The following is a 16180-nucleotide window of genomic DNA, read 5'->3' on the forward strand; positions in this document are numbered from 1 at the left end:
GAAAGAGCGAGGGGAACAGGAGAAAGGAGAGGCGAGACTCACGCGCTCGCTGACGAATGCGGATCAGCGACAGTGGACGTCGGATACCGCGAGCACACTGACAGCGATCAACGCCAAACGATGGCGGACCTGGTACCTGTCTACGGCTGACACGGTGATCACTCTACACACGCGGTTCAGAATAGGCTGACGAGCCAGGCGACCAAAATGATAAGCAGCAGCAACAGCAAGGCCTGTGTCACCCGTGACCTGGGCATTAGTTCTCCACCTCTAGTTGTTCCGGTACTACGCCCGCTTCGGGCTCGACGGACGGGTCCCCGCGGCCGATCAGCCGCAGCGCGCCCGCCAACACAATATCGAGAAGTCTCGCGATCCCGGCGGCCAGCGGCACCAGCACCACCATCACCACCACGACCTGCGGCACGAATGGGAGCCCGGTCACCCACAGCTCAACACTGTCCCACCAGTTTCCGAGTCCGCTCACGCGGTCAAGGGTAGTCAGGCCCCCCTGCGGCCCGCCACGCGCCATCACCTGGGGCCGATATCGCCGAGTGACGAGCGAATCTCGGGCGGGCAAGCCACTATGGAGTGATGGCCGATGCGAAGCTCTCCACCCCGGGTGTCTTTCCGCCCATCGCCGACTACGGATTCTTGTCCGACTGCGAGAACAACTGCTTGATCTCCTCGAGCGGCGCCGTCGAGTGGATGTGCCTGCCGCGGCCGGACTCCCCAAGTATCTTCGGCGCGATCCTGGACCGCAGCGCCGGGCACTTCCGCCTGGCGCCGTATGGCGTGCGGGTGCCGGCGGCGCGGCGCTACCTGCCCGGCTCCATGATCTTGGAGACGACGTGGCAGACCAGCACGGGCTGGGTCATCGTGCGCGACGCGTTGGTGATGGGCCCGTGGCACGACGAGAAGCGGCGCTCCGCGACCCACCGCCGCACCCCCACCGACTGGGACGCCGAGCACATCCTGCTGCGCACCGTCCGCTGTGTCAGCGGCACCGTCGAGATGGACCTCGCGTGCGAGCCGGCGTTCGACTACGGTCGCGCCGCCACCCTGTGGGAGTACAGCGGCGAGGACTACTCGCAGGCCACCGCCACGGCCCGCACGCCAGATGATTCCGAACACCCCGCACTCACTCTGACCACGAACATGCGGCTGGGCCTGGAGGGCGGGGAGGCGCACGCCCGGACCCGGATAGCCGAGGGCGAGGAGGTCTTCGTCGCCCTGTCCTGGTCGGAGGTCCCGCCACCGCGCAGCTATGCCGAGGCGACCGAGGCGTTGTGGCGCACCTCGGAGTGCTGGCGCCAGTGGATCAATATCGGCCGCTTCCCCGACCACCCGTGGCGCGAATACCTCCAGCGCAGCGCGCTCACCCTCAAGGGCCTGACCTACGCGCCCACCGGCGCGCTCATGGCCGCCGCCACCACGTCCCTGCCCGAGACCCCTGGCGGGGAGCGCAACTGGGACTACCGGTACACGTGGGTGCGGGACTCCACGTTCGCGCTGTGGGCGCTGTACACGCTGGGACTGAACCGGGAGGCCGACGACTACTTCAACTACATCGCCGAGGTCAGCAACGACCACAACTCGGAACCCTACCCCCTGCAGGTGATGTACGGCATCGGCGGCGAGCGCACCCTGGAGGAGTCCGAGCTGGACCACCTCACCGGCTACGAGGGCGCGAAGCCGGTCCGCATCGGCAACGGCGCCTACGACCAGGCGCAGCACGACATGTGGGGTTCACTCTTGGACTCCATCTACTTGAACCTGCGCTCACGCGAGGAGATCCCCGAGTTCCTGTGGCCGCTGATCGTCCGGCAGGTCGAGCAGGCCATCGCCAACTGGCAGCTGCCCGACCGCGGCATCTGGGAGGTCCGCGGCGAGCCCCAGCACTTCACCTCGTCAAAGGTCATGTGCTGGGTGGCCCTCGATCGCGGCGCCCGCATGGCCCGCATGCACGGCGAGGCGGAGTACGCGGAGAAGTGGGACGGCATCGCCGCGGAGATCCACGCGGACATCCTGGCGCACGGCGTGGACGAGCGCGGCGTGTTCACCCAGTACTACGGCGGAACCGAGCTCGACGCGTCCCTGCTGCTGGTGGTCTTGCGCCGGTTCCTGCCCGCCGACGACCCGCGGGCCCGCGCCACGGTCCTCGCCATCGCCGACGAGCTGACGATCAACGGCCTCGTCCTGCGGTACCGACCCGCCCAGACCGACGACGGGCTGAGCGGCGACGAGGGCTCGTTCACCATCTGCTCGTTCTGGCTGGTCTCGGCCCTGGTGGAAATCGGGGAGCTCGACCGCGCGAAGCGCCTCTGCGAGCGGCTGCTGTCCTTCGCCAGCCCGCTGAGCCTGTACTCCGAGGAGATCGAGCCCAACACCGGCCGGCACCTGGGCAACTTCCCACAGGCGTTCACGCACCTGGCGTTGATCAACGCCGTCGTACACGTGATCCGCGCGGAGAATCGGGTGCACACCGGCAGGTTCGAGCCGGCGCACCGGACCACCTGAATCCCCGCGCCCACCCATGCATCCGCGAGAGCGACGAAGTTGACGTCAGAATGCCGATCTGAGGTCAACTTCGTCACTCTCGATCCCCCGCACAGATCGCTAGCCCCAGCGGCGCAGCAATGCCTCGGCCTCAGAGCCCATCCTCCGCACGATGTCCCCCGCGGGCTCGCTGGCGTTGACCAACCCCGCGACCTGGCCCGCGTACACAACGCCGACGTTGGGGTCGGTGGGGTCGTAGGCCGCGGCGAGCTCGTCGGTGGAAGCCCCTGCCCCGTGCCAGCGCTCGGTGTAGTCGTTGGCCAGCGCGCGCCCGCCCCAGCGCTCCGGCCATGGCTGGCTGCGAGCCTGGTCGAACACCGACGTGTAGACGGTCTCCGCGCCGCGGGCCTGGATCAGGGCGTCCCGCGCGTAGTCCGGGCCGATGGTCTCCGGGCTGGCGAGCAGCGCCGTGCCCACCCAGCCGCCGACCGCGCCCGCCGCGAGGACCGCGGCCAGGCCCCGGCCGTTGGCGATGCCGCCAGCCGCGACGACGGGTAGCTTCGTGGACTCGAGGATCTCCTGCAGCAGCGGCAGCGTCCCGATGTGCCCGGTGTGCCCGCCCGCCTCGTGCCCCTGGGCGACGATCAGGTCCACACCCGCGGCCTCGACCACGCGCAGGTCCTCGAGAGTGTTGACCTGCGAGCACACGATCGCCCCGGCGGCGTGCGCCCGGTCGACATATGGCGCGGGGTCGCCGAAGGACAGCGAGAGCAGCTCGGGCCGCTGCTCGAGGGCCGCGCCGAGCAGGGTGTCGTCGTCATCGAGGGCCCACGTCATGAGCCCGATGCCGACCTTGCCGCCCAGGGCCCGCGCGACGGCGGCCTCGGCGGCGATCCAGTCCGGCGTCGCGTAGCGGGCGGCGCCGAGCATGCCGATGCCGCCCGCCCGGCTCACCTCGCCGGCCAGCTTCCCGCCCGCCCGGCCGCCCATGGGCGCGCCGACGATGGGGACCTGCAGGCCAAGCTTCTCCGTCAACCAGGTGGACAACATGGTGCTCCAATCGTGTTGCGCTACTTGCCCTTCGGCTTATCAGTGACGGACTCCGACGACAGCGCGGCCACGAAGGCCTCCTGGGGGACCTCCACGCGACCGATGGTCTTCATGCGCTTCTTACCCTCCTTCTGCTTGTCGAGGAGCTTGCGCTTGCGGGAGATATCGCCGCCGTAGCACTTGGCCAGGACGTCCTTGCGGATGGCGCGGATGTTCTCGCGGGCGATGATCTTCGAGCCGATGGCGGCCTGGATGGGCACCTCGAACTGCTGGCGCGGGATCAGCTCGCGCAGCTTGAGCGCCATCCGGTTGCCGTAGGCGTAGGCGTTGTCCTTGTGCACGATCGAGCTGAACGCGTCCACGGCCTCGCCCTGGAGCAGGATGTCGACCTTGACCAGCTCGGCGATCTGCGAGCCGGCCTCCTCGTAGTCGAGGCTGGCGTAGCCGCGGGTACGGGACTTCAGCATGTCGAAGAAGTCGAAGATGATCTCGCCGAGCGGCATCGTGTAGCGCAACTCCACGCGGGTCTCGGACAAGTAGTCCATGCCGCCGAGCTCGCCGCGCCGGGTCTGGCACAACTCCATGATGGAGCCGATGAACTCGGCGGGCGCGATGACCGTGCACTTGACGATGGGCTCGTGCACCGCGCGCAGCTTGCCCTCGGGCCAGAACGACGGGTTGGTGACCTCGACCTCCGTGCCGTCCTCCATGTCCACGCGGTAGATCACGTTGGGCGCCGTCGAGATCAGCTCCAGGTTGAACTCGCGCTCGAGGCGCTCGCGGCTGATCTCCATGTGCAGCAGGCCGAGGAAGCCGCAGCGGAAGCCGAAGCCCAGGGCCACCGACGTCTCCGGCTCGTAGCTCAGGGCAGCGTCGTTGAGCTGCAGCTTGTCCAGTGCGTCACGCAGCACCGGGTAGTCCGACGCGTCTAGTGGGTACAGGCCCGAGTACACCATCGGGCGCGGCTCGCGGTAGCCGGTGAGCGGCTCCGTCGCGCTGTTGCGGGCGCTGGTGATCGTGTCGCCGACCTTCGACTGGCGCACGTCCTTCACGCCGGTGATCAGGTAGCCGACCTCGCCGACGCCGAGGCCCTTGGTGGGCTTGGACTCCGGGGAGACGATGCCGACCTCGAGGAGCTCGTGTGTGGTGCCGGTGGACATCATCTTGATCTTCTCGCGCGGCCGAACCTCGCCGTCGACGACGCGCACGTAGGTGACGACGCCGCGGTAGATGTCATAGACCGAGTCGAAGATCATGGCGCGGGCGGGCGCGTCCGGGTCGCCGACGGGGGCCGGGATCCGCTCGCAGACGCGGTCGATCAGCTCCGGGACGCCCATGCCGGTCTTGCCGGACACGCGCAGCACGTCGTCGGGGTCGCAGCCGATGATCTTGCCGATCTCCAGCGCGTAGAGGTCCGGGTCGGCGGCCGGCAGGTCGATCTTGTTCAGGACCGGGATGATCTCCAGGCCCTTGTCCATCGCCAGGTACAGGTTGGCGAGCGTCTGCGCCTCGATGCCCTGGGCGGCGTCGACCAGCAGCACCGCGCCCTCGCACGCCTCGAGCGCGCGAGAGACCTCGTAGGTGAAGTCGACGTGGCCGGGGGTGTCGATCAGGTGCAGCACATGCTGCTGGCCCTCGAGCTCCCCGGTGCGCACGGTCCATGGCAAGCGCACGTTCTGCGCCTTGATGGTGATGCCGCGCTCGCGCTCGATGTCCATCTTGTCCAGGTACTGGGCGCGCATCTGCCGCTCGTCCACGACCCCCGTGAGCTGCAGCATCCGGTCGGCCAGCGTCGACTTGCCGTGGTCGATGTGCGCGATGATGCAGAAGTTCCGGATCATTGTCGGATCCGTGAACGTCGTCTCGGCGAAGTTGGTGGTCAAGCCGTTTTCCCTCGTCTCACTGTGGTCATACTCGCGGACGCGCGTCTGCGCGCGTCCCGCATCGGTCCCGCATTGGCACCGCTTTGACCTTGAATCTACTGCCTTCCCGGCCCGGCGGTCGTCGCCCGGATATAAGGAGAGCTCCTGCTCCAGTGTGCCAGCCTTGCCCGCGCCGCCCTCCCGCGGCCATTACGCTGTCCGGCGTGGCGACAAAATGGACTTCACTCGGCAAAGGGCTGAGCCAATTGGCGAGGGGCCGGCTGCCGCGACTGCTCGGCCTGTCGCCCACCCGGCCAGACCCCCAGCCCGCGGTGCACGGCTCAGTCACCGCGACCGCACCCACCGAGAGCCGTGCTCGACGCGTCGAGTACTCCCCCGATCTCGACGGAAAGGCGGACCCCGGCGAGGTCGTGTGGTCCTGGGTGCAATTCGAGGACGACCCCAGCCAGGGCAAGGACCGGCCGGTGCTCGTCGTCGGCCGCGAGGGCCCCCACCTGCTGGGGCTGATGCTCTCGAGCCAGGCCCGACGCGATGGCGAACAGGGCTGGCACGCCCTGGGCTCTGGCCCGTGGGACGCCGCGGGCCGGCCCAGTTGGCTGCGGTTCGACCGTGTCCTGGACGTGCCCGAGACCGGCATTCGGCGCGAGGGCGCGGTGCTCGACCCCACCCGCTTCGACCGCGTCGCGGTAGTGCTGCGGGCGGATTACGGGTGGGCCTGAGCCCTCGTCCGCCGGCCGCGGTTTGGGGATAGTCGACAGCGGCTGGTATTCTCGTACTTTGGCGCTGTCACTTGGACCCTCAATGGGTTCGGTGATGCCCGTCGACAGACGTCAGAGTAGTTTCCGGTAAGCCAAGACAGAGGTATTTACGCGTGGCCAACATCAAGTCCCAGGTGAAGCGCAACCGCACCAACGAGCTCGCACGAGTTCGCAACCAGTCGGTGCGGTCGTCCCTGCGCACCGCCATCCGCAAGTTCCGCGGCGCAGTGGAGGCCGGCGACAAGACCGTCGCCACCGAGCTGCTCGTGTCGACCAGCCGTGAGCTGGACAAGGCTGTTGCCAAGGGCGTTGTCCACCGCAACCAGGCCGCCAACAAGAAGTCCTCGATGGCAAAGGCCGCTAACAGCCTGAACGCCTGATCGCCAACTGTCGACGGACAGGCGACCACAGATCTTCACAGGAACCGCCCGGATCACTCCGGGCGGTTCCTGCTTTGCTGTCCACATGTGGGCGAAAGGCGTTCCGCCACTTCCCTATCCGCTTGTCGCGGTCGGTGGGCAAAGCGCGGCTTAGCGGCGCCCCTGCAGGTTCGCGACCGCGCCGACCGCCCGCTCCAGCGCGTACTCGGGGTCCGCAGCCATGCCCTTCACCTCACCATTGAGCCGGGCCACCACCTGCAGCGCGGCGCCGATCGACTCGGGGGCCCAGCCCCGGAGCTCGTTCTGCGCCTTCTTGATCTTCCACGGCGGCAGGCCCAGGGGACCCGCGAGCTTGAACGGGTCACCGCGCCCGGCCGAGCCGACGCGGGCGATCGTGTGCACGGCGTCGGCGAGCGCATCGGCGAGCAGCACGTGCGCGGTGCCGCTGAGCATCGCCCAGCGCAACGACTCGAGCGCGCCCGCACGGTCCCCTGCCACGGCCTTGTCCGCCACCTCGAACCCGGTGACCTCCGCCTTGCCGGCGTAATATCGGCGCACCGCGGCCTCGTCGAGGCGTCCGTCCGTGTCCGCGACTAACTGTGAGCTGGCCGCGGCCAGCTCACGCAGGTCCGAGCCCACCGAGTCGAGCACCGCCTGGACCACCTCTGGGGAGACCCGCACCCCGGCCGCCTTGAACTCGGCTCGTACGAAGGTGCCCAGAGCGTTGGACTTGATCTTGGCGCACGGGTGGACGCGCGCGCCCAGCTTCTCCAACGCCGACACCATGGCCTTGGTGCGGCCGCCGCCTGTGTGCAGGACAACGAGGACGATGCCGTCCGGCAGGTCGCCAGCCGTCGAAAGCACCAGTGCCGCAGGGTCTTTACCTGCCTCGGCCGCAGCCTCGAAGACCACCACCCGGTCCTCGGAGAACAGCGAGGGGCTCAGCAACTCCGCCATTTCCGGCACCGCGATATCGCCGGCGCGCATGCGGTTCACCGACACATCCTCGGCGGAAGGCGCACCGGCGCGGGTGTGCGCGATGATCTGCGCCACGGCACGCTCGATGAGCAGTTCCTCTTCCCCCAGAACGAGGTGCAATCGGTCCTGACTCCCGGTGTCGTTCACCCCGCCATGGTCCCACGAGCCCCTGACAATCTGGGCATCGGCGCCGACCGCCACCGGTGGCCCACTCACACCCAATGCGTGGGCACCCAGACCGCCCCGAACGCCAGCACCGCACCCACGACCATCCAGCGGGCCCGGGCGCTGGCCAGCCACGCCGTCGCCACCAGCCCCGCGCCGATCAGCAGCGTTGCGCCAAGCCAGCCGTCTGGCACTGCGATCCGCGCCCCGGGCAGACCCGCGCACCAGCGCGCCGTCCCCAGCAGCCACCACACCGCCGGCCCCGCGAGTCGGATCATCACCTCCGCGGCGAGGGGCCACACCAGGCCCACCGTGCTGGCCAACGCCCCCAGGATCGTTGCCGGCACCACCGCGGGGGTGGCCAGCACGTTCGCCAGGACCGCGACGAGGCTCACCTGCCCGGAGATGGCGGCGACCACGGGGATCGACACCAGATGCGCCGCCGCCGCCACTGCGAGGACCTCCGCCAACCCACGCGGGCAGCCCCATAACTTGAGACGGTCCGACCAGGTCGGCGCGATCATCACCAGGGCCGCGGTGGCGAACACCGACAGCGCGAACCCCGCGTCCACGGCCAGCGCCGGGCTGACGGCCAACAGCACCAGCACCGCAGCGGCCAACGCGGGCATCGCCTGCCTGCGGCGGCCCGTCACGAGGGCCACCAGCGCGATCAGACCCATCACCGCGGCCCGCAGGACGCTGGGCGAAGGCCGGACCACGATGACAAAGCCGACAAGCGCCACCGCGGTGAGGACTGCCGCCGGCCGCGGTCCCAGTGGCCGCACCACCAGGAGCACCGCTCCGCAGACCAGCGCGAAGTTGCTGCCGGAGACCGCGGTCAGGTGTGTCAGTCCGGCTGCCTTGAAGTCGTCCCGAATCGGCTCCGGCAACGCGGAGACGTCGCCCAGCACCAGCCCTGGCAACAGCCCGGCACCGTCATGATCGAGCACGTCTGCGCTCAACCTTGCGAACTGGGCCCGGACGCTGCCCGCCCCCCGCTGCAGCCGAGACGGCTCACTCACCTCCTCCGGCGGCTTGTCCGCCCGGATGGTCGCCACGCTCAGGTCCGCGCGCAGTGGCGCGTCGAAGCGGCCCAGGAAACCCACGCGCTGGCCGGGCAGCAGGTCCGCCCAGCCCTCGACCGGGGCGAAGACGAGCACCGAGCCTGTCGTCGGAGTCTCGGCCCCGCGGCGGCGGACGGACTCCAGATCACCGCGGACCAGGACTATCCCGCGCCCATCGAAGCCCGCCGCGGCCAGCGGGCGGGGGTCGTCGACGATGGTCAGCACGCCGCGGCTGCGAGTGCCAGCCAGGTCCCGGGCCACCGTGTCCGCCGCGCCCACCCGCAGCGCGGTGGCGAACGCGAAACCGGTGCAGCACAGCAGGACGGCGGCGATGAGCAGAAATAGCGTGCGCCGATCCGGCCGGCCCATTCGAGCGGCCAGCAGCGCTGCCACCACGCCCACGGTGCCCAGCACCGCCAGCGCCGCCGCGCACACCGTGCCGACCATGATGCCCAGGGCCACCACCAGCCAGCTCCCGGCAGCGGTGACGGCCAGGCGCACATCTAGCGGCCGGTGGATCTCGGCCGCGGCCAAGCTCACAAGGTCACCAGCTCCCGCAGCGAGGCGAGCCGGGCCGGTCCGATTCCCCGGACGTCGGCAAGCTCGTCAACGGAGGTGAACCGGCCGTTGGCGGACCGCCAGTCCACGATGGATTGCGCGGTCACCGGACCCACTCCGGGCAAGGTCTCCAGCTCGCCCACCGTCGCGGTGTTGAGGTTGACCACGCCGCCGGCCGGGATGGCCCCGGTGCTCGCCCCCGGCGCGGCGGAGCCGCCGGCCCCGGAGAGGGTGGCGCTGCCCAACTGGGGCGGTCCGCCATCGGTCGACGCGATCCCGACCAGGACTTGGTCGCCGTCCGCGAGCCGCTGCGCCAGGTTCAGACTGTGCAGGTCGGCGCCGTCCAAGGCTCCGCCCGCGGCCTCGATGGCGTCCGCCACCCGCGCGCCGGTGTCCAGCCGCACCAGCCCGCTCATCCCGACGAGGCCCTGCACACTGACGACGATCTCCTCCGGCACCGCCGCCGGGCCGCTGATCTCCCCTGGCTCCCCCGGCTCGCCCAGGTCGGTGGTCAGTCCGGTGGCGACCGGCTGGGGCACTTCTGGCAGTTCCGGCACCGGCACCGAGGCGGGCTGGTCGCGGGCGACGCCGACGCCCGCGATCGCTGCGACCACCAGTCCCAGGAGTGCCAGCACCACCAGCCCCCGGCCGCCGATGGCGAAGCGCGCGCCGCGCCAGCGCGCCGGCGCCCAGGCCGCCCAGCGCGACGGCAGGTCCGGCGCTGGCTCGACTGCGGCCAACTCCACCGATGGCGGGGCCAGTCGCGGCGATCGGGCTGCCCCAAGCCAGGCGGGTGTCGCGGGGCTCCTCGGCACCGCCGCCTGCACCTCCGGGTCGACCGGCGTGGGGTCGCCGTCGGGCAAGGCCGGCTCGCCACTCGGGTCCGCTGGCCCGGCCTCTGCGGACATAGCCGCGAGCCGGGAGCGGGATCGTTGCGAGGAAGTGGTGGGCCGCATGGTCGTCACGCTAGCGGCGGGCGGCCACCGGCCTCTCGAAAATTACGCCTACGGCGGCACCCTGTGGAAACTCCCCCAGGGTGTGGATAACTCGCCGGCTCAGGCGGTTTCGCTGTCCTTTTTGTCAGTGCGGGTGAGCACCGAGACGCCCGCGGAGCCGGCACCCAGGTGCAGGCCCAGGACGGGTCCGAACTCGCCCCGGAACACCTGTGTGTCCGCACCGATTCTGTTGCGTATCTCCTGCTCAAGGAGGGTCGCGCGGTCGGGAGCATGCCAGTGCTGAACGGCTAGCTCGACGTCCTGCGGGTCGATGCCCTCCCCGATCTCGGCGACCACCAGGTCAACCAGCTTTGCCAACGCCTTGCTGGGGATCCGGGTCTTCTCCCGCAATTCCAGATTTCCCCCGCCGAGGCGCAGCAACGGCCGCATCGACAATGCCGTCGAGAGGAAGGCGGCGGCCGTGCCGATTCGCCCGCCCTTGCGCAAGCTCTCGACCCGGTGGATGTAAACCATGCTGAAGGCCCGCTCGCACGCCTCGAGGGCGCACTGGTAAACCTCGTCCAACTTCGCGCCGCCAGTGGCGAGCCGGGCGGCCGAGACCGCCGCGAGCCCGATGGCCATCCCGGCGGCGCCGGAGTCCACCACCCGCACGTCAGGCCCTAGTGACTCTGCCGCCTGCCGGGCCGCGTCCCAGGTCCCCGACAGGTGCCGGGACATGTGCACGGCGACCACACCGTCGCCGCCGCTATCGGCGAGCGCCGCCGTGTAGGCCCGCTCCAGCTCTCCCGGCGAGGCGCCCGACGAGGTGAGGGTCTCACCCTTCGGCGCCTGCGCGGGGATCTCGTCGACGCCCTCGCGGAAGTCCTCCAGGCCCATCAGGATGTGCAGGGGGACGACGCGGATGTCGTGGGCTTGCGCCAACTCGGCGGACAGCCCAGCGGTGGAATCGGTCACAACGATGACGGTCACGAGTCCACCGTATGTGCTGCGCCCAGGCCCCCCGCCGCCGCCGTCGAAGTTGACAGCGCATCCAGCACCGCCGTGGCCACCGCCTCATGCCCCTCGAAGCCCCAGTGGATGCCGTCGGGATTGCCGCGACCTGCGAGCACGTGGTCGCCGACGGCCGCCCCGAGGTCCACCAGCGGCACATTCTTCTCCGTCGCCCAGCCGGTCAGCGCCCGAACCGTCGCGGGACGGCCCTTGTGCACGCGGCCGTACGCGTCGCAGATGTGCACCGATGGCAGCGTCGCCAGCACAGGCAACTCCGGCCGCAGATGCTCGAGCGCCTCCCGGCACTTCTCCAGGTACTCCGCGCTCAGGTGCGGCGGCAGTGCGAGGGGCCAGCCCAGCGGGGCCAGCCGGGGCTGCAGCCAGGAATACGCGTCGCGCACGGCGCGCCGCGCACTCTCGGGCCGCACGTAGCGGATCTGTTCGCGCAGTGCGGTCGGCAGCGGCGAGGGCAGGGAGTCCATGCCACTCACGCCGAACACCACCGCGCCCGCCTTGGGCACCGCGGCCCACACGCGGGGGTCCTGGGTCAGCGCCCACCAGGCATCACGCGAGGTCCACCCGATACGGGCGATCAACTCCACGCGCCAGCCCAGCTTGGCCGCCACGATGTTGGGCCAGATCTGCGGATGGTCCGCGGACAGTCCGCCCTTGGGCCCGAAGTAGGAGAGAGAGTCCGCGATGACGAGCAGCACGGGCCGGTCGTCGCCGGAATCATGGTTAGAGGACATCGTCCACCCCGGGTGCGGCGGCGTTCCACACGTCGAGACGCCAGTGGTCGTAGTGCTGGCCGTGGTGGCTGCTCAGCTCCGCCCAACTGGTGTTGCCGATGCCGCCGATGGCGGGCCAGCGGTCCACCGGAAGATCCAGCAGCGCGGAGGTCAGCGCCGCGATGAGCCCCCCGTGCGCGATGAGGACGACGGGCCGGTCATCCCAATCTGGCAGCTCCGTCTCGAGTTCCCGCACCGTCGCCAGCGCGCGGGCCGCGACCTGCACCCGGCTCTCGCCGCCGGGCGGCGCCCAGTTCGCGTCGGCGCGCCAGATCTTGCGGGCGCCGGGGTAGCCGGCGTCCACCTCTTGGTGGGTGTGGCCCTGCCAGTCGCCCAGATGGGTCTCGCGCAGGCGTGGGTCGGTACGCACAGCCATTCCGCAGGCCTGACCGATGGCCAGCGCGGTGTCATGCGCGCGGCGCAGGTCCGAGGACACCAGTAGCCGCGGCTTCATCGCCGCGACCACCTCGGCGACGCGTCGGGCCTGGCTGCGGCCCAGCTCGGACAGCTCTGTGTCCAGTTGGCCCTGCATCCGGCTACCGGCGTTATGCTCGGTCTGGCCATGGCGCAGCAACACCAGCCTGCGAGTTGTCACAGAGCGGACTCCACCTGACCCGCGGCTTCTAGGCCCTCGATCTCGATGACGGGGCAGTCCTTCCACAGCCGCTCGAGCGCGTAGTACTCGCGCTCCTCGTCGTGCTGGATGTGCACGACGATGTCGATGTAGTCCAGCAGCGCCCAGCGGCCCTCGCGGACGCCCTCGCGCCGGGCGGGACGATGCCCCGCGTCACGGAGCTTGTCCTCAATGTTGTCGATGATCGCGCCGACCTGGCGCTCGTTCGAGGCGGAGGCGATCAGGAAGCAATCGGTGATCACCAGATGATCGGAGACATCCAGGACGATAACGTCCGTCCCCTTCTTCTCCGCTGCGGCGAGCGCCGCGATCCGCGCCATCTCCCTGGCTACGTCGGATGCTGTCACAGCTTCGTCTCCCATGCGTTGTATTTCAAAAGTCGTTGGTCAGGCCGGATACGAGTCAGTGTGGGCTCGGGTCCGAGGTCCGTCTCGAGCCATCCGGGCGCACCGCGTCCGCAGGTCGATAGAGATTCCGCTTGGCGATGTACTGCACCACGCCGTCCGGAACCAGGTACCACACGGGTCTGGCCTGCGCTGCCCGCTTGCGGCACTCCGTCGAGGATATCGCCAAGGCGGGGATCTCCACCACACTGACCGCGTCAGCGGGACGTCCCTGGAGCTTTTCCTCGAGCTGTTCCACGTCCAAGTCGTAGCCCGGGCGGGTGACGCCGACGAACTTCGCCAGGTCGAATAGCTCCTCCCAGCGCTGCCAGGTGAGGATTGAGGAGATCGCGTCGGCGCCGGTGATGAAGTACAGCTCTGCATCCTCGTGCTGTCGCCGCAGGTCACGGAGGGTGTCCGCCGTGTATGTGGTGCCGGGTCGGTCGATGTCGACGCGGCTGACGGAGAACTGTGGGTTCGACGCCGTCGCGATGACCGTCATCAGGTACCGGTCCTCGGGATGGCTAACCGCGCGGCCCGCCTTCTGCCACGGGTTTCCGGTGGGGACGAAGATCACCTCGTCGAGATCGAAAAGGTCGGCCACCTCGCTGGCCGCCACGAGGTGTCCATGGTGGATCGGATCGAAGGTGCCGCCCATCACACCCAGTCGGCGCTTCCCGGTTTCGGCCGTTGCCTGTTGCATGAGAGTGGAGCTTACGGCCCACTCAGATTGGCAGCAGCCGCGAGATCACCTCGGTGAGCTGCTCGGCGTTGCGGCACTCGTACATCGGCACGATCGTGCCGTAGGTCATCGCCGCCGAATCGCCGGTCCCCCACTGGGACGCGGGCTCGGGATTGAGCCAATGCGACTGCCGGGCCGCGTCCCGCATCCGCTCGAGTGCGTCGGTGTTGACGGCGCGGTAGTTGTTGCGCCCATCGCCCAGGATCAGCAGGGAGCTGCGCCGGGTCAACGAGTGCGCGTACCGCTCCGCGAACACTCCGAGTGCGTGCCCATAGTCGGAGTGCCCGTCGTAGGTGATCAACTCGGCCTCGCGCACCATCCGTGACATCGCGACGCCTAGATCCGCGCCGGCCGAGAAGAATTCCGTGACCTCGTCGGTGGAGTCGATGAACGCGAAGATCCGCACCCGCGAGAACTGCTCGCGCAGCGCGTGCACCAGCTGGAGCGTGAAGTGGCTGAAGCCGGCGACCGAGCCGGACACGTCGCACAGCACCACGAGCTCTGGGCGGGCGGCGCGCGGCTTGCGCATCACCAGATCGATCGGCACGCCGCCGGTGCCCATGGACTTGCGCAGAGTGCGGCGCAGGTCGATCGCGCCCGAGCGGGACCGGCGCCGACGCGCGGCCAGCCTGGTCGCCAGGGCGCGGGCCAGCGGCACCATCGTCTTGCGCAGCTTCTGCAGGTCCGCGTCGGAGGCACGAAGGAAGTCGACCTGCTCCGCGATCTTCGGCACCCCGTAATTCGCGACGCGGTCGCGGCCGAGCCGCTCCGCGCTGCGGCGACGAGTCTCCCCGTCGACCATGCGGCGCAGCCGGCCAAGCCGTTCGATGGCCGTGCGCAGCGCCACCTCGTTCTCATGCACCGCACGGTGCTCATCCTCGTCCGATTTCGGGCCCAACATGCCGCTGAGCATCTTCTCGAGGATGTTGTCGCCGGACAGGCCCCGCAGCGCCTGGTAGGCGGAGAAGGACTCCCCCGACATCGACTCATAGCGCCCGAGCTGGTCGACCATCTCCGCGATGAGCTGCTCCAGCGCCTCGCGGCCCTCCGGGGTGTCATCCGACAACAGCTCCGCCAGCAAGGCCTCCAGTCCTTCGAGGTCCAGCTCGCCGTCCGGGGTCCGCGGCAGCTCCGCCTCCGGGCCTTCACCGTCCGCAGCCAGGCTGTGCCGGGCGCCGATCGCGGCCGGGAACCACAGGTCGAACAGCGCGTCGAAGGTGTCGCGGTGCACGGGCTTGCGCAGGAGCGCACTCGCCAGGCCCTCGCGCAGCACGTCGCGGTCGAGCAGGTCCAGGACCTCGAGCACCCGACCTGCATCCACGGTCTCCGAGGGGCCCACGGAGATGCCCTTGCCGCGCAAGGCTCCGATGAAGCCAACGAGATGGCCGGGGATGCCGTGGGGGGCGAGTGGTCCGGTGCTAGTGGTCATCGCGGGCCTCAGTTAAGCCTGAGCTCGGCGGCCGCGCGTACCTGGTCGCTCTGGTGTTTGAGGATCACACCGAGCGTGGCGCGCACCGCCGCATCGTCGATGGTGTCCAGGCCGAGCGCCAGCAGCGTGCGCCCCCAGTCGATGGTCTCGGAGACCGACGGCACCTTCTTCAGCTGCATGCCGCGCAGCACCCGGATGGTGCGCACCAGCTGCTCGGCCAGCACCGACGGCAGGTCCGGCACGCGGCTGAGCAGGATGCGACGCTCGAGGTCCTCGTCCGGGAAGTCCAAGTGCAGGAAGAGGCAGCGGCGCTTGAGCGCCTCCGACAGCTCGCGGGTCGCGTTGGAGGTGAGCACCGTGAACGGCTGCGTCTTCGCCTGGATCGTCCCGAGCTCCGGGATGGTGATGGCGAAGTCGCTGAGCACCTCGAGCAGCAGGCCCTCGATCTCGACGTCCGCCTTGTCAGTCTCATCAATGAGCAGCACGGCGGGGACCTCGCTGCGGATCGCGGTCAGCAGCGGGCGCGAGAGTAGGAACTCCTCGCTGAACACGTCATCGCGGGTGGCGTCCCACGAGTGGTCGGTCGCGGACTGGATGCGCAGGATCTGCTTGGCGTGGTTCCACTCGTACAGCGCGCGGGCCTCGTCGACGCCCTCGTAGCACTGCAGGCGCACCAGCTCCGAGCCGGTGCACTGCGCCACCGCGCGCGCCAGCTCCGTCTTGCCGACACCCGCGGGCCCCTCGATCAGCAGCGGCTTGCCCAACCGGTCCGCGAGAAACACAGTGGTGGCCGTGGCGATATCGGCCAGATAGCCGGTCTCCGCGAGCCGCGCTGAGACATCCTCGACGCTGGCGAACAGGGGCTCTCTGGTTGGTGCTACGCGGTCCACGCGGGTGCCTCTCGGTTGTGGGTGTGGGGGGAAGTG

Annotated in this window: 17 protein-coding genes; 3 read left to right on the forward strand and 14 right to left on the reverse strand. The window is 69.6% G+C overall.

The window, feature by feature from the left end; translation table 11 throughout:
- Window positions 1–63: 63 nt before the first annotated feature.
- The gene (locus TBIF_RS26555) at window positions 64–171 is read right to left on the reverse strand and encodes an Ms4533A family Cys-rich leader peptide (RefSeq protein WP_369385325.1); all 108 of its coding nucleotides are present in this window, start codon (window positions 169–171) and stop codon (window positions 64–66) included.
- An 85-nt stretch (window positions 172–256) separates the two neighbouring features.
- Window positions 257–484, reverse strand: coding sequence for a hypothetical protein (locus TBIF_RS22710; protein ID WP_024793286.1), 228 nt, complete (start codon window positions 482–484; stop codon window positions 257–259).
- Window positions 485–591: 107 nt separating this feature from the next.
- On the opposite strand from TBIF_RS22710, the gene TBIF_RS02450 reads away from it, so the two are divergent.
- Window positions 592–2517: a glycoside hydrolase family 15 protein gene (locus tag TBIF_RS02450; RefSeq protein ID WP_024793287.1), complete on the forward strand. Its 1926-nt coding sequence runs from the start codon at window positions 592–594 to the stop codon at window positions 2515–2517.
- Between the two features lie 99 nt (window positions 2518–2616).
- Here TBIF_RS02450 and TBIF_RS02455 read toward each other — a convergent pair whose 3' ends face one another.
- Together TBIF_RS02455 and lepA are read right to left on the reverse strand one after the other, a co-directional pair.
- On the reverse strand, window positions 2617–3546 hold the full coding sequence (locus TBIF_RS02455) for an NAD(P)H-dependent flavin oxidoreductase (protein WP_024793288.1): 930 nt from the start codon (window positions 3544–3546) through the stop codon (window positions 2617–2619).
- A 20-nt stretch (window positions 3547–3566) separates the two neighbouring features.
- The gene (lepA, locus tag TBIF_RS02460; RefSeq protein WP_084611506.1) at window positions 3567–5387 is read right to left on the reverse strand and encodes a translation elongation factor 4; all 1821 of its coding nucleotides are present in this window, start codon (window positions 5385–5387) and stop codon (window positions 3567–3569) included.
- 245 nt (window positions 5388–5632) lie between these two features.
- Between lepA and TBIF_RS02465 the strand changes: the two genes are divergently transcribed.
- Together TBIF_RS02465 and rpsT are read left to right on the forward strand one after the other, a co-directional pair.
- A complete protein-coding gene (locus tag TBIF_RS02465) occupies window positions 5633–6148 on the forward strand; it encodes a type II toxin-antitoxin system PemK/MazF family toxin (RefSeq protein ID WP_038169416.1) in 516 nt (171 codons plus the stop codon).
- 152 nt (window positions 6149–6300) lie between these two features.
- Window positions 6301–6567 (forward strand): 30S ribosomal protein S20, encoded by a 267-nt coding sequence (rpsT, locus tag TBIF_RS02470; RefSeq protein WP_024793291.1) that lies wholly within the window; start codon window positions 6301–6303, stop codon window positions 6565–6567.
- 150 nt (window positions 6568–6717) lie between these two features.
- Here the strand turns inward: rpsT and holA are convergent, their stop codons facing one another.
- The 10 genes from holA to TBIF_RS02520 form a co-directional block, all read right to left on the reverse strand.
- Window positions 6718–7692: a DNA polymerase III subunit delta gene (gene holA, locus TBIF_RS02475; protein ID WP_024793292.1), complete on the reverse strand. Its 975-nt coding sequence runs from the start codon at window positions 7690–7692 to the stop codon at window positions 6718–6720.
- Window positions 7693–7757: 65 nt separating this feature from the next.
- Window positions 7758–9314, reverse strand: coding sequence for a ComEC/Rec2 family competence protein (locus TBIF_RS02480; protein ID WP_051461313.1), 1557 nt, complete (start codon window positions 9312–9314; stop codon window positions 7758–7760).
- Window positions 9311–10288 carry a helix-hairpin-helix domain-containing protein gene (locus TBIF_RS22715; RefSeq protein ID WP_235174442.1) on the reverse strand — a complete coding sequence of 326 codons (978 nt, stop codon included), beginning with the start codon at window positions 10286–10288 and terminating at the stop codon, window positions 9311–9313. Before TBIF_RS22715 ends, TBIF_RS02480 begins: the two co-directional genes overlap by 4 nt.
- Window positions 10289–10387: 99 nt before the next feature.
- Window positions 10388–11257: a DegV family protein gene (locus TBIF_RS02490; protein WP_024793295.1), complete on the reverse strand. Its 870-nt coding sequence runs from the start codon at window positions 11255–11257 to the stop codon at window positions 10388–10390.
- A complete protein-coding gene (gene octT / locus TBIF_RS02495; protein WP_024793296.1) occupies window positions 11254–12027 on the reverse strand; it encodes a diglucosylglycerate octanoyltransferase in 774 nt (257 codons plus the stop codon). Before octT ends, TBIF_RS02490 begins: the two co-directional genes overlap by 4 nt.
- A complete protein-coding gene (locus TBIF_RS02500; RefSeq protein WP_024793297.1) occupies window positions 12017–12661 on the reverse strand; it encodes a histidine phosphatase family protein in 645 nt (214 codons plus the stop codon). Before TBIF_RS02500 ends, octT begins: the two co-directional genes overlap by 11 nt.
- Window positions 12658–13020: a ribosome silencing factor gene (rsfS, locus tag TBIF_RS02505; protein ID WP_372435108.1), complete on the reverse strand. Its 363-nt coding sequence runs from the start codon at window positions 13018–13020 to the stop codon at window positions 12658–12660. Before rsfS ends, TBIF_RS02500 begins: the two co-directional genes overlap by 4 nt.
- 82 nt (window positions 13021–13102) lie before the next feature.
- Window positions 13103–13786: a nicotinate-nucleotide adenylyltransferase gene (gene nadD, locus TBIF_RS02510; protein WP_084611488.1), complete on the reverse strand. Its 684-nt coding sequence runs from the start codon at window positions 13784–13786 to the stop codon at window positions 13103–13105.
- A gap of 22 nt (window positions 13787–13808) precedes the next feature.
- Entirely contained in the window at window positions 13809–15254 is a 1446-nt protein-coding gene (locus TBIF_RS02515) for a vWA domain-containing protein (RefSeq protein ID WP_038169419.1), read from the reverse strand.
- An 8-nt stretch (window positions 15255–15262) separates the two neighbouring features.
- Window positions 15263–16144: an AAA family ATPase gene (locus tag TBIF_RS02520; protein ID WP_024793301.1), complete on the reverse strand. Its 882-nt coding sequence runs from the start codon at window positions 16142–16144 to the stop codon at window positions 15263–15265.
- Window positions 16145–16180 lie beyond the last annotated feature (36 nt).

Source organism: Tomitella biformata AHU 1821 (genome assembly GCF_000524475.1).
Classification (GTDB): Bacteria; Actinomycetota; Actinomycetes; order Mycobacteriales; family Mycobacteriaceae; genus Tomitella; species Tomitella biformata.